7 protein-coding genes are annotated in these 13,006 nt (G+C 71.1%); 5 read left to right on the forward strand and 2 right to left on the reverse strand.

Annotation, left to right across the window (positions count from 1 at the left end; genetic code table 11):
- Window positions 1-104 precede the first annotated feature (104 nt).
- Both ACZ4SW_RS27880 and ACZ4SW_RS27885 read left to right on the forward strand, forming a co-directional pair.
- Entirely contained in the window at window positions 105-329 is a 225-nt protein-coding gene (locus ACZ4SW_RS27880) for a hypothetical protein (protein WP_468251100.1), read from the forward strand.
- A gap of 221 nt (window positions 330-550) precedes the next feature.
- On the forward strand, window positions 551-979 hold the full coding sequence (locus ACZ4SW_RS27885) for a hypothetical protein (protein ID WP_468251102.1): 429 nt from the start codon (window positions 551-553) through the stop codon (window positions 977-979).
- A gap of 136 nt (window positions 980-1,115) precedes the next feature.
- Here ACZ4SW_RS27885 and ACZ4SW_RS27890 read toward each other — a convergent pair whose 3' ends face one another.
- Together ACZ4SW_RS27890 and ACZ4SW_RS27895 are read right to left on the reverse strand one after the other, a co-directional pair.
- The gene (locus tag ACZ4SW_RS27890; protein ID WP_468251103.1) at window positions 1,116-2,324 is read right to left on the reverse strand and encodes a L,D-transpeptidase; all 1,209 of its coding nucleotides are present in this window, start codon (window positions 2,322-2,324) and stop codon (window positions 1,116-1,118) included.
- Window positions 2,325-2,987: 663 nt separating this feature from the next.
- Window positions 2,988-6,602 carry a LamG-like jellyroll fold domain-containing protein gene (locus ACZ4SW_RS27895; RefSeq protein ID WP_468251249.1) on the reverse strand — a complete coding sequence of 1,205 codons (3,615 nt, stop codon included), beginning with the start codon at window positions 6,600-6,602 and terminating at the stop codon, window positions 2,988-2,990.
- Between the two features lie 486 nt (window positions 6,603-7,088).
- On the opposite strand from ACZ4SW_RS27895, the gene ACZ4SW_RS27900 reads away from it, so the two are divergent.
- From ACZ4SW_RS27900 to ACZ4SW_RS27910, 3 genes are read left to right on the forward strand one after another with little or no spacing between them, the layout of a single operon-like run.
- Entirely contained in the window at window positions 7,089-8,075 is a 987-nt protein-coding gene (locus tag ACZ4SW_RS27900; RefSeq protein ID WP_468251105.1) for a hypothetical protein, read from the forward strand.
- A 50-nt stretch (window positions 8,076-8,125) separates the two neighbouring features.
- Complete coding sequence (locus ACZ4SW_RS27905) at window positions 8,126-9,973, forward strand: HSP90 family protein (protein ID WP_468251107.1); 1,848 nt, start codon at window positions 8,126-8,128, stop codon at window positions 9,971-9,973.
- A gap of 2 nt (window positions 9,974-9,975) precedes the next feature.
- On the forward strand, window positions 9,976-12,909 hold the full coding sequence (locus ACZ4SW_RS27910) for a hypothetical protein (protein WP_468251109.1): 2,934 nt from the start codon (window positions 9,976-9,978) through the stop codon (window positions 12,907-12,909).
- Window positions 12,910-13,006: the final 97 nt, after the last annotated feature.

Consider the following 13,006-nt stretch of genomic DNA (forward strand, 5'->3'; position numbering starts at 1 on the left):
CCACTCCCCACCCCCCCCCCCCCCCCCCCCCCCCCCCCCCCCCCCCTCCCCTTCTCCCCCCCCCCCCCCCCCCCCCCCCCCCCCCCACCGCGCCAGGAGGAGCCATGGAACCCTCGCTCGAAGGCTGGGACATCGCCCGCGTCGACGGCAACGACGACCTCCCGTGGATCCCCCTGGGGCAGCCTTCCGGATCCTGGGGCCCTTGCGGGTCTGCTGCGGGGAAACGGGAGGTTCGTCTCCCCGAAAACCGCCAACTCCGCCGTTCTCGCAGCCACATCGCGGCCCATGAGGACAACGGCATGATGAGCTACATCAACGTCGTCGGCTAAGCCGGGTGCGGCGATCGGTTCGGGCAGCGGCCGCAGGGGAGTTGCCGGACGCACCTGGAGCGGTGGAGCAAGCGGCGCCGGTTCTCACGGGGGCTGCCGGCCAGAGCTGTCGAAAAGGGCCCGGGATGCCCTGGATGATCGCGTAAGGTTCAAGCTGACCAAAACGAACAACTGTTGCAGTCACCGTAGAGGTGACCGCTCAGGGGGAAGGAAACAACTTCATGAAGGCATCCCGGGTTCGGCGCGGTGTGGCCGTCGCCGCCACCGCCGCCGCACTGGCCGTCGCCGGCGCCGTGGCGACCGCGCCCACGGCCGCGGCCAAGGCCAACCTGCTGGACATCACCAAGGTCTCGCTCGACAAGCAGGGCCTGCAGCTCGACATCAAGTACTCCTGCGACACCGGCGTGGACCTGCAGATGGCCGGCTACGCCTCCAAGGTCACCGGGTCGGCTGCCGAAAAGCGGAACGCGACGGGCACCATCGACGCGTCCAAGATCACCTGCGACTTCGTCAGCCGCACCGTGCACATGAAGCTCAGCCCGGCCGGCAAAGGCTTCGTCGCGGGCGACAAGGTGAAGGTCACCGTCTTCTACTGGGACGAGAACGGGGGCTTCGGCACTCAGGAGGAGACCGCCACCGCGGTCCTCTGAGGCACCGCATGCCTGACGTAGGCCCTCGACTCGACCACCGGTGCAACGGGGAACGGAAACACCGGAGTCGAGGGCCTACAGGGCATCTCCACGCCGCCCTCCGCGGGATGCGGGTCATGCGTGGAGTGACATGGCATCAGCTTGACGCGCTGCCCGAGACCCACTCGCTCCACGGCATGTTCCAGTCGCTGAGGCCGTTGTCCGGGGCCAACACGGTCTTGTCCTCGGAGTTCTTGACGATCACGACGTCACCGATCATCGAGTTGTCGAAGAACCACGCGGCGGGCTGCTTGCCGTCGCCGCCGCCCTTGACGTCCTTCAGACCCACACAGCCGTGGCTGGTGTTGGCCTTGCCGAAGATCGAGTCGGCACCCCAGTAGTTGCCGTGGACGAACGTCCCCGAGGCGGTCAGGCGCATGGCGTGCGGGACGTCCCCGATGTCGTACGCGGGCTTGCCGTCCTTCTTCGTGAGGCCGACGCTCGCACCGTTCATGCGGATCTGCCGGTACTTCTCGGAGATGACCATCCGGCCGTTGTACGTCGGGTGCTCGGGGCTGCCGGACGAGATCGGAATCGTCTTGATCGTCTTGCCGTCCCGTACGACGTTCATCTGCTTCGTCCTGGCGTCGACGGTGCTGATCTGGCTCCGGCCGATCTTGAAGGTGACCGTCTTCCGGATGCCGTGGCGGGTGAGCTTGACGGTGACGGTGGAGCCCGGCTTCCAGTAGTCCTTGGGACGGAAGTCCAGGCGGGTGTCGTTGAGCCAGTGACCGACGACCTGCTGCCCGCTGCTGGAGCTGACCTGGATCTCCGACTCCACGGCGGCCTTGTCGCCGATCGCCCTGTCGAAGTCGACCGTCACCGGCATGCCCACGCCGACGGTCGAGCCGTCCTCGGGGGAGAGGTGCCCGATGAAGTCGTTGGCGGGGGAGACCGTGGTGATCGTGGCGTTCCCGGTCACGGGGCGGCCCTCGGCGTCCTCGGCCTCCGCGGCGACCTGGTACCTGGTGGCCCGCTCCAGCCGGCCGTTCGGCTTCCAGGACGTGCCGTCCGCGGACAGGGTGCCCGGGATCTCGGCACCGGTCGCGACGTCGGTCATGGTCACCTTGGTGAGCTTGCCGTTGCTGACGGTGACTGCGACGGGGCCGTCGATCCCGACGTTGGAGGCACCTTGCCCGGGGGTGATCGTGATGCGGGCGTCAGCAGCGTCCTGGGCGCCTGCCCGATCTCCCCGTGCCTGCGATGTCGGGTGACTCCCGGTGCCGTCGCCGCCGGTGGCAGCGGTGCTGGTACCGCCGAAGGCCGTGAGCGCGAGTACGCCGCCGAGTACGCCGGCCGTAGCCATCAGCCCGGTGCATCGCTTACCTGCCGTGATCAAACGCTTCTCCCATGCCGCTGGTCGTTGAATCCCTGGATTCGGTTTCCGGGGATTGCAATCGGCTTCGACGAACCACTTTTATGCATTCATCCGTATTGAAGGGAGTAAATGTGGCGAATTCCACGCCCCGCGCGAGCGTCGCCGAGGCTCTGCTCGACGGCCGGATGGCTCGTGAAGTCGGCCTTTCCGGTCGACACCGCTGTGCGGATGCGCCCTGCGATATCTCCGAGTGCTCTGTGACATTTCCGAGCGCTCTGTGACGTCTCCGAGCGCTCTGTGATGTCTCCGAGCTTCTGCGATATCTCAGATACTCGCAGTCATCTCCCGGGTTCGCCGAAGCGCCGAGCGCGGTCAGAAGAAGACATGGTGGTGCTGCTCGCTTCCTCGTGCTCTCCGAGCGGGTCCTGCGACGCTTTCGGTACCCGAGGACGACACCGCGCCGGTGGCGCCCGACGGCGTCGACCAGGCCGGCGAACCCTTCGAACAGCCAGGCGCCCGGGTCCGTCGACGGCGACGGCCCGGGCGGGTGCTCGCTGCACCGGCGGCGAGGTGGACGCGATCGTCGGCAGGGCGGGGGCGGAGCCGCGCTGCCCGGCCTACGCGCGCGTCGCGTCGCCGCCGGTGATCACCTCATCGCACCTCCCGCGCGTACGGCGCGACGGCGATCCGGTCGATCAGCGGCGCGTACCGGGAGCGGAGCAGCACTCCCGGGAAGGTGTCCGAGGCGTAGGTGGTGCCGTCGAAGTTCGGCAGTTCCTCGGAGCGGAAGGCGATCGTGTTCCGCCCCTTCCTGAGCTGGACCGGGACGGTCAGCTCCCAGAAGTCGTTCTGGTGGAAGGTGTGGGGGAAGCCGACGCGCTGTGGCTCGCCGCCGTTGACGGTGATGTCGGCGTGGCGGGCGAGCGGGTCCGGGTTGTAGTGGGTGGCCTCGGACTGCTCGGGGTTGGAGTAGCGGATCCGCAGCGCGTAGAGGCCGGCTTCGTCCGCGGCGACCGTGAACGTCGCGGTGTTGCCGTTGCCCGGGTCGCCGCCGATCCCGGTGATCGCCGTACCGCCGGTCGCCAGGGACAGCGGTGTCAGCGTGGCCGAGCCCGCGAGCTCGGCATCCTGTGCTTCGTACGTGTGTGTCGTGAGGGTGCCGTCGGTGGGTGTGACCGTGAGACGGTCGACCAGGGTCGGTGACGAACTGCCCGTCACCGTCACCTTGTTGATGCCGCCGGAGAGCGAGACGGCCACCTTGTGCCTGTTCTTGGCCAGGTGCAGGACGTCATGCCCGTTGACGGAGAGCCGGGCGCCCGTGCCGCCGAGGGTGCCGACGTCGAGGGTGGCCTCGCGGTCGGCGGGGGAGTAGACCCAGAACGTGGCCGTCTGGTCCTTCGCGAGCCGGACCGCGCCGGAGCCGGTGGCGGGTGTCGTGGTGTGCTTCGGCAGGTCGTAGACGGGCCGCGCCCCGCCGCTCATCCAGGCCAGCTCGCCCTCGTAGACCTCGGTGGCCGCGGAGGCGCTCGGCAGGGACAGGGTGAGGCGGTCGACGATGGCGTCGCCCTTGGTGGCGCGCTCGCCGTCGAGGCTCTTCGCCGCGAGCGTCAGGGTGTGCTTGCCCTTGGTGAGACGGACCTTGGTGTCGGTGTGGTCCCACACCACCCACTTGTAGCCGAGCGGCAGGTACAGCTCCTGCTCGCTGTCCGCGTCGCCGTCCACGCGGAGGAAGACGTTGGTGGGGCCCTGCTCCTTCACCTTGTCGAAGGTGTTGAGCGAGTTGGCGAAGACGCTCAGGTCGTAGGTGCCGTCCTCGGGCACGTCCACGCCGAAGTCGAGGGTGACGTCCGAGCCGGTGCGCAGGCCGCCGACGTCGTAGCCACCGGAGGTGTAGAACTTCGACACGTCGTTCGTCGAGCCCTCCGGGCCGTTCCTGGAATAGCCGGAGCCGGTGTGGGCGGCGTCCTCCGCCTCGTACGAGGCCTGCCAGCGCACGGGCGGGGATTGCGTGCCCTTCGCCTTCCCGGCCGGGCTGAGGACGATCTCGTACGCGGAGGACTCCTTCAGCTTCGGCAGCGTGCCGTCGCCGAAGTCGACGACGACCTCGCCGTCGTCACCGACCTTCAGGTTCGTCTCCGTCAGCAGCTTCGGTCCGGAGTTGTCGCCGATCTGCCCGCTCCAGTCGATCTCGCTCACCCAGGCGTGGACGCGATCGCCGAAGACCTTCTCGGGGACGCCGGCGAAGGTGATGTGACCCTTGCCGTCGGAACCCCCGAAGATCAGCCGGGCCTGCTTCTTGTCCTCGTCGAGCGTGGCGACGCCCTGCATGGTGTAGTTCTGGCCCGGGAACGGCGGGGTCACCTTGACGGTGTGCCCGCTCATCGAGGCGTACGAGTGCAGCAGCCACCACTGGCCGTTGCCCCGGTTGGACTGCACCGCGGAGTCGGAGAGGTTGCCGTCGATGTTCCAGTACGCGATGTCGGCGTCCACCTTGGACTCCTCGATCGCGGACACCCACTGGATCATCTGGCCGGGGACGGAGGTGTGGTAGTTGAAGGCGTACTCGTTGATGTTGACGGGGAGTTGCGTGCCCTCACGATCGGTGCCCGTGAACAGCTCCTTCTCCCAGGACCGGTACTTGGCGATGCTCTGGCGCACCGCCTCCGGGTGGCTCAGCTCGTGCCAGGTGATGACGTCGGGGAGCGTGCCGGCGGCCAGGGTGTGCCTGAGGAAGTCCTTCACCTGGTCGTACAGGACGCTGGTGTTGGGGCCGGCCATGCGGGCGTCCGGCATCCTGCCCTTGATGAGCTTGTACACCTCGTCCCAGGCGGCGAAGAAGTCCTTGGGGTCGCTCAGCCAACTGACCTTGTCGTAGCTCCACTCACCGGTGCCGAACATGTTGCCCTCGGGCTCGTTGAACGGCACGAAGACGATGTTGTCCTGGTACTGCTTCGGCAGTTGCAGAACCTGGTCGACCTGCTTGGCGATCTTCTCCTTGTAGAGCTTGAGCTTCTCGGCGGGGGTGTCGCCCGGCCACTCGTACGGGAAGCCGCGGTGGATGTCGGTCATGTAGATGTACACATCACCGTCGGTTGAGTCGGCCAGCGGCTTCACCACGTCCAGCGCGTCGGCCCCTGGGTGCTGCGGGCCGTCCTGGGCCTTGGTGGAGACCGTGCGCAGGCCCATGCCCTCGATGAGGTTGTTGGTCGGCACGTCCGGTCCGTACACGCCGTAGAGGGTGCCGGAGGCGCCGCCGTGGAACGCGCCGGTGCCCGAGGCGAGGTCGACGGTGATCGCTCCCTCGCGGACCACGGTGACGGTCGCCTCGACGGCCTGTCCGGCCGCTGTTCCGGCCACGGTGAACGTGCCCGGCCGGGCGTACTTCTCGGGCGGTACGGCGTCCCAGGTGACCGGCGTGTCACGGTCGTAGCCGTCGGAGAAGGAGGAGCGCACGGCGGCGGGGAGGGAGGGGGCCGTTCCGGTCGTCGTACGGACATCGAAGGATGTCTGTGAGAGCTGCCGGAGGGTGGGGAGGTTCCCGACGGTGCCGGCGATCTGCTCGGGGGTGAGCGCCGCGTGCCAGACGGTGAAGTCGTCGATCGCGCCCTTGAGCAGCGGGTCCTGGTAGAAGGACTTGCCGATGTAACCGGCGGCCGTGGCCGAACCGCCCAGTAGATCCCTGGCCTTGACGGTCGTCGTGGCGGAGGACACCGCGACGCCGTCGAGATACGTGGTGACCCGGTGGGCGGCGGTGTCGAGGGTGACGGTGACGGTCCGCCACCCGTCGGCGGGCAGGGGTGCGTAGCCGGAGACCTGGGCCTCCGCGCCCCCGCCGCCGGTGGTCACGGCGGTGCGCAGCACGCTGCCGTTGTACGGCGTCGTGAACAGGTACGTGGAGGTGTCGGTGCCCAGGTCGAAGATGCGCTGCCAGGCCGCCTTGTCGCCGCTCCACTTCACGCGGACCGAGACCGTCAAGTCGGCTGCGTCACCGAGGACTTCGCGGGGAAGGCGGACATACGCGCCGTCGGAGGTGGGGGCCCCGCCGGGCAGGGCGATCGCCTTGCCGCCGTCCGCACCCGCGACGAACTGGGCGGTGGAGGCGTTGACCAGGGTCGCCGTGAGGCCGTTGCCGGAACTGTCAGCGATCTTGCCGGAGGTCAGATCGTCCTGGTCGAAGCTGTAACGGGCGGCGGGCTGGGGCGTGTCGGCCGCATGGGCGGGGACGGCCGGCGCGGCCAGCAGGCCGGCGCCGAGGGCCAGCGCCATGGCGGCCGGGGCCCGGCGCGGGGCCGGTCTGTCAGCGGATGACATGGATCGCGTCCTCAATCCTTTGGTATCGGCATGCGTCGAACCGGTTCGAGGGATGCTGCGCGGCAGCGATGAAGCTCGGGCGAATCGGCAGGGGCGGCGGCTCCATCCTTTCCTGGGGTGCGGAATCGGGCCACGGTCGTCGGAAGGATCAGTTCATCGAACCGGTTCGGGGAAGCTAGCACTGGTGATCCCGGCCAGCAATCCCCTCGACCGCAGGAAACACGGACCTTCTGGCGGGTGTAGAAGCGCGGTGGGGGGTGTTGACAGGCGTTCTGCAGGCTCCCGTTGCCTCTTCACGCGAACCGATTCGACGATCGGCTCCCGCTCCTCGTTCCGCCCCTGCGGAGCCCGAAAGTTTCGGTGGAAACCCTGTGGAAGCGGTGTCGGTGGGGCCGCTTATGCTGCACCGGACGATCACGCGGAACCTGGGGAGGGCGCGGCATGTTCGGCAAGCTGTTCGGCAGGGGCGGGGAGAGACCGGCGGCGGATCCGCATGCCCTTCCGGCCCCGCGCAGGCCGAAGAACGGGATGTACACGCTGCGCGCGCTCGGAGACGCGCGGGTGCTCGCGCTGGTGGAGGCGGCCGACGCCGGTGACTGGGCGGCGGTCAGGGCGGCGCTGGCCCCCTTCGATCTCGGCCGCGACGATCAGGTCCTCGGTGAGCTGGCGGACCTGGACGGTGTGCAGGACTGGATCGGCCGGGCCGTCGAGGAGGACAAGGAGCACCGGGCCACGGCCCTGCTGATATCCGGGGCGCGCCACATCAGCTGGGGCTGGGAGGCGCGCACCCGCGCGCTCGCCGTCGACGTCACGCAGGAGCAGTGGCGGGTTTTCCACGAGCGGCTCCACATCGCCGAGGAGCAGCTTTTCGAAGCCGCCGAGTTGCGGCCGGAATGGGTCACGCCGTGGCGTCGCCTGCTCACCTCCGGCCGCGGCATGTCGCTGGGCCCCGCCGTCAACGAGACCCGGCTCGACGCCGCCCTGCGCCGCGACCCGCTGGACCTGGAGACCCACATCGAGTGGGTGTCGCAGTTGCAGCCCCGTTGGGGCGGCGAGCCGGGCGAGGCCCTGGCGTTCGCCCGTGAGGCGTTCGCCGGGGCGCCCGAGGGCCATCGCCTCGGCTGTGTGATCGCCGTCGCGCACATCGAGGACTGGGTCGAGTCCGACCGCAAGAACTGCCTCATCACCCCCGACATCCAGGACGAGTTGCTGGACGCGGCCGAGCGCAGCATCCTCCACCCCGCCTACGTGCGACGCCCGGGCTGGCAGCAGGACTTCAACATGTTCGCCATGGCCTTGTCCCTGGCCTCCGAGAGGATCGCGTTGCCGCGGGTCTTCCGCGAGCTGCAGGGCGCCTACACCACGTGGCCCTGGAGGTACATGGCGAAGCCGGAAGAGATGTACGCCCGCGCCCGGCGCAACGCCTGAACCCGCCACCCCACCCGCCGCCCGTCGCTCACCTCACCCCGGACTGCCCGATGACTCTGCCCGCCACCCCTTCGAGCCCGGCCGGCGCCGACCGCACCTTCCAGGTGGATCTGCGCGGCCTCGTCGATCTCCTCTCCCACCACCTCTACTCCAGCCCCCGCGTCTACCTGCGCGAACTCCTGCAGAACGCGGTGGACGCGCTGACCGCGCGGCACGGCCTCGAACCTGCCGCCCCCGCCGACGCCTTCGGCATCCGCCTGTACGCCGACGGTTCGGTGGTACGTGTCGAGGACGACGGCGTCGGTCTCACCGAGGCCGACGTGCACACCTTCCTCGCCACGATCGGCCGCAGCAGCAAGCGAACCGAGCAGATCGCCGAGCAACGGGGCGACTTCATCGGCCAGTTCGGGATCGGCCTGCTCTCCTGCTTCCTGGTCGCCGACGAGATCCATGTCCTGAGCCGTTCCGCCCGCACCCCCGACGCCCCCGTCGTGGAGTGGCGGGGACGCGGTGACGGCAGCTACACCGTCCGCACCCTGCCCGTCACCGCCCGCCCCCGGCCCGGCACCACCGTCACCCTGACGCCGCGCGCCGACGCGGGCGAGTGGACCCGGCCGGCCCAGGTGCACGCGCTGGCCCGGCACTTCGGCTCCCTGCTGCGCCACCCTGTGACCTTCGACGACGGCACGGGCGACCCGGGCGCACCCGTCAACCCCGAGCCCGCACCGTGGGCGCGTACGTACCCCACGCCGGGAGCACGCTCCCGCGCGCTGGCCGCGTACGGCGAAGACGTCTTCGGGTTCACGCCGCTGGACACCATCGAGCTGGACCTGCCGGCCGTCGGCCTGAAGGGCATCGCCTGCGTGCTGCCCGAGGCGGTGCCGGCCGGGCGCCGCCACGGCCACCGCGTGCACGTCAAGGGCATGCTGCTGTCCGAGCAGGCCCAGGAGATCCTGCCCGAGTGGGCGTTCTTCGTGCGCTGCGTCATCGACGCCGAGAGCCTGCGCCCGACGGCGTCCCGCGAGTCCCTGTACGAGGACGACACCCTCGCCGCGGTCCGTGACGTCCTCGCCGAACGGCTGCGCGCGTGGATCGCCCGGACGGCCGCCAGTGACCCGGACCTCCTCGGCCGCTTCCTCCAGGCCCACCACCTGGCCGTGAAGTCGCTGGCGGTGCACGACGACGAGATCCTGCGGATGCTGCTGCCCTGGCTGCCGTTCGAGACCACCGACGGACACGCCACCCTGGACGAGTTCGCCCGCACCCACCGCACCGTGCTCGTGACCTCCAGCGTGGAGGAGTTCCGGCAGGTCGCGGCGATCGCCTCGGCCGCCGGGCTCGGCGTCGTCAACGGCGGCTACACCTACGACCGCGAACTGGTCCACCGGCTGCCGGAGATCAGGCCGGAGATCACCGTCGCCGACCTCGACCCGGCCACGCTCACCGCCCACCTCGACCCCGTCGACCGGGAGACGGAACTGGCCGCCGCGGCCTACCTGGCCCAGGCCCGCGACGCCCTCGCCGTCTTCGACTGCGACGTGGCGCTGCGCACCTTCCAGCCCGCCTCCGCCCCCGCCCTCCTCCTCGACAGCCGCGAGGCCCGGCACGAGCGCACCCGTTCCCAGCTCGCCCGCGAGCAGCAGGGAGGCCTGTGGGGCGACATCCTGGGCCACCTGCGCCAGGAAGCCCCGCGGGCCCAGTTGATCCTCAACCAGCTCAATCCGCTGGTCCGTACGGCCGTCACCATCGACGAACCCGAACTGGCCCGCACCAGCGCCGAAGCCCTCTACGGTCAGGCCGCCATGCTGTCCCGGCGCCCGCTCAGGCCCGCCGAATCGAGCCTCATCAACCGCTCCTTCCTCGACCTCCTCGCCCACGCCCTCCGCAAGGACAGCTGACGATGCCGACCGCACCCCAGACCACTGACGAGCTGTACCAGGCGCTGAAGGAGAACGCCGGGCGCCCCTACGGCCGGACCCGCACCGTCACGGCCGAGGAACTGGTCGACGCCGCCGAGCAGTTCGCGGAGCCCGTCCCGCTCGTCCACGCGCTGTTCGAGCTCCAGGAGGCGTACAACTACGGCTCCGAACCCAGGAAGTCACCCGTCGTCTTCGCCCGCCTGCTCACCCTCTTCGACGAGCAGCCCGACGTCTTCGACGAGCGCCTGCGCCACCGGCTGTTCTGGCGGTTCAAGTGGGTGGCGGGCGCCCTGCGCGCGCTGCCCGAGATGCCGCTGGCCGGCCTGCGCCAGTGGCTGGCGGAGATGCGCGACCGGTACGAGAAGGCCGGCCTCGGCCTCCAGCCCTACTACGGACAGGCGTACCAGCTCGCCGCCCACGTCGGCGAGGACACCGACCTCGCCTTCGAGCTGTGGGCGGGCCGTACCCGCACCCGGCTCAGCGACTGCGAGGCCTGTGAGATCTGCGAGCGCGCGCTGTACCACCTCGCGGCGGGCGACGACGAGCGGGCGCTGCGCATCTGGGAGCCCGTCCTGGCCGGGAAGGAATCCTGCCAGGAGGAGCCCGCCCGCTCCGTCTCCTACGCGCTGCTCCCCCTGCTGCGCACCGGCAGCGCCGACCGGGCCCGCGAGCTGCACCTGGCCGGCTACCGCGGCTGCCGCCGCAATCCCTCGATGTCCGGGGAGGTCGGCCGGCACCTGGAGTTCTGCGCGCTGACCGGCAACGAGGCACGCGGCCTGGAACTGCTCGCCGAGAACCGGAGCCTGTTCGACGAGGTCGACTCGCCGCTGGACCTGCTCGGCTTCCTCACCGGCGTGGAGGTCCTCCTCCAGCGCGTCGAACTCCTCGGCCACGGCGAACTGCCCGCCGCCGGATACGCCGGCCGCACCTGGACGGTGACCGGCCTGCGCGCCGAGGTGCGTCGCCGCGCCGACGACCTCGCCGCCCGCTTCGACGCCCGCAACGGAACCACGACCCACACCGACCGGCGCAGGGCCCGCCTCGACCGTGCCCCCCTCGTGGACGCACTGGAACTGACCCTGCGCACCCGCGGCCTCGACGACGTGGCCCCGGTCGGCCCGGCTGCCGCGCCCGCCGCCCGCCCGGCCGCCGCCGTCCCCGCATCGCTGCCCGAACTGATCTCCCGCGCCCGGGCGTTGGACGAGCAGGGGCATCCGGACGCAGCGGCCTGCTGGGCACGGCTGCGCACGCTCGTCGCCGCCCCCGACTACGCCCACCCCGACGACCCTGCCGTGGGGCCGCTCGTGCAGGTGCGCGCGGACCTGCTGGCCGACGAGGCGAGCCGGGCGGGCGAGAGGGACCGGTTCGGCGAAGCCGTCGCCCTGTACGAGGAGGCCGCGCGCCTGTACGACGAGGCCGGAGCGCCGGGTCACGCGGCGCTCGCCCGCGCCTGCGCCCTGCTCCCCGCAGGCGAGATCCCCGGGGAGCGTGCCGACGGAGCCGAGGCGAAGGCCGCCGCGCTGACCGCCGCCCACGCGGCCCTCGTCCGTCTGCACGAAGAGACGCCCGGCCTCGCCCCGTACCAGGAGGCCCGTCTGCTGCGGCTGCGGGCGACCGCGCTCGGCCTGCGGCTGCAGACGTCGGGGGACGAGGAGCACGTCGCGCCGGTCCTCGCCGAGGTGGACCTGCTGCTCGACTTCGCCACCCGGCACGACATCGCCACACAGGTCTCCGGCGCCCTCATCCTGCGGGCCGGTACGTACGCCCTCTCCGGCGATCTGCCGACCGCGCTCACGGAGACCGACGCCCTCCTCGACCGGCTGAAGGCGCACGGCCCCGCCTGGCACCTGCCCCGCACGCTCGGCCTGCGCGGCCGGATCCAGCTCGGCCTGAGGGACGCGCAGGCCGCGCACGCGGACCTCACCGAGAGCCTGCGCCTGGCCGCCGACTGGCCGTCCGACGCGGTCGACACCGCCCGCCTGCACGGTGACCTGGCCCAGGCCTGCATGCACCTGGGCCGCCCCGAGGAGGCACTGCGGCACCTGACGCGTTCCGCGGAGCTGGAACTGCGCCACGGCAGCCGGACCGACGCGTTCTGCACCTACAGCAACGCGGCCCAGCTCAGCCTCGACCTGGGCCGCGTCGAGGACTGCATCGCCCTGCTCGACTCCCTGCTGGCCGAACCGGACGTCGTCGCCGGAGAGCTGGACGACCGGCTCGCCGCACAGCTCCGCCTGACCCGCGCCCGCGCGCTGTACGCGGGCGACGACCTCAAGGCCGCCACGGCGGAGTTCGCCGCCCTCGCGGCCGAGTCGGCCGACTGGGACGACGACCCCGGGGACCACGCCATGATCGCCGCGGAGACCGCCGTACTCCTCGCCGAATCCGGCGAGTTCGGCCGGGCTCGCGAGGCCGCGGACCAGGCCGTCGCCGCCCACGCCCGGGCCCCGCGCTACGAGCAGCTCAGCAACTGCCTGCGCGAACTCGCCCGCCTCCAGGCCCAGCAGCAGGGTTCCGAGGGGCTGGCCGACGCCCTCGCCTTCCTCGCCGACGCGGGCAGGATCGCCGACGAGGCCCGCGCTGCGGGGTACGAGGCCCGCGGCCGCTCCCTGGACAGTGCCCTGGCCTACGAACACGGGCGGGTCAACGCCTACGCCCGTGAGTACGAGACCGCCCTGGCCGCCCTGGACGAGGCGCTCACCCTGCTCGGCGAACCGGGACCCGACGGGGACCACGCCGGCGAGTGGGCCGAGTGCGTCCGCCTCGCGGCTGCCGTGGAGGGCGTCTACCTGCAACGCCCCGCCCCCGCCCTCACCCGCCTCGATGCGGCGCTCTCGCGCCTCACCGCCCTGGGTCACACCGCGGAGACCGAGCCGCTGACCTCCCTGGCGGCCCGGCTGCGCGACAAGGCGTGATACGGCGCCGGGGGGGGGGGGGGGGGGGGGGGGGAGGGAGGGGGGGGGGAGGGGGGGGGGGAGGGGGGGGGGGGGGGGGGAGGGGGTAGGGGGGGGC

This window comes from Streptomyces sp. NPDC028331 (assembly GCF_055565775.1).

What these genes read in the sequence shown, in the direction of transcription:
- ACZ4SW_RS27890 (WP_468251103.1), bottom strand. Translation starts at nt 2,324, where the DNA reads ATGGCTACGGCCGGCGTACTCGGCGGCGTACTCGCGCTCACGGCCTTC.
- ACZ4SW_RS27900 (WP_468251105.1), top strand. Translation starts at nt 7,089, where the DNA reads ATGTTCGGCAAGCTGTTCGGCAGGGGCGGGGAGAGACCGGCGGCGGAT.
- ACZ4SW_RS27880 (WP_468251100.1), top strand. Translation starts at nt 105, where the DNA reads ATGGAACCCTCGCTCGAAGGCTGGGACATCGCCCGCGTCGACGGCAAC.
- ACZ4SW_RS27905 (WP_468251107.1), top strand. Translation starts at nt 8,126, where the DNA reads ATGACTCTGCCCGCCACCCCTTCGAGCCCGGCCGGCGCCGACCGCACC.
- ACZ4SW_RS27885 (WP_468251102.1), top strand. Translation starts at nt 551, where the DNA reads ATGAAGGCATCCCGGGTTCGGCGCGGTGTGGCCGTCGCCGCCACCGCC.
- ACZ4SW_RS27895 (WP_468251249.1), bottom strand. Translation starts at nt 6,602, where the DNA reads ATGGCGCTGGCCCTCGGCGCCGGCCTGCTGGCCGCGCCGGCCGTCCCC.
- ACZ4SW_RS27910 (WP_468251109.1), top strand. Translation starts at nt 9,976, where the DNA reads ATGCCGACCGCACCCCAGACCACTGACGAGCTGTACCAGGCGCTGAAG.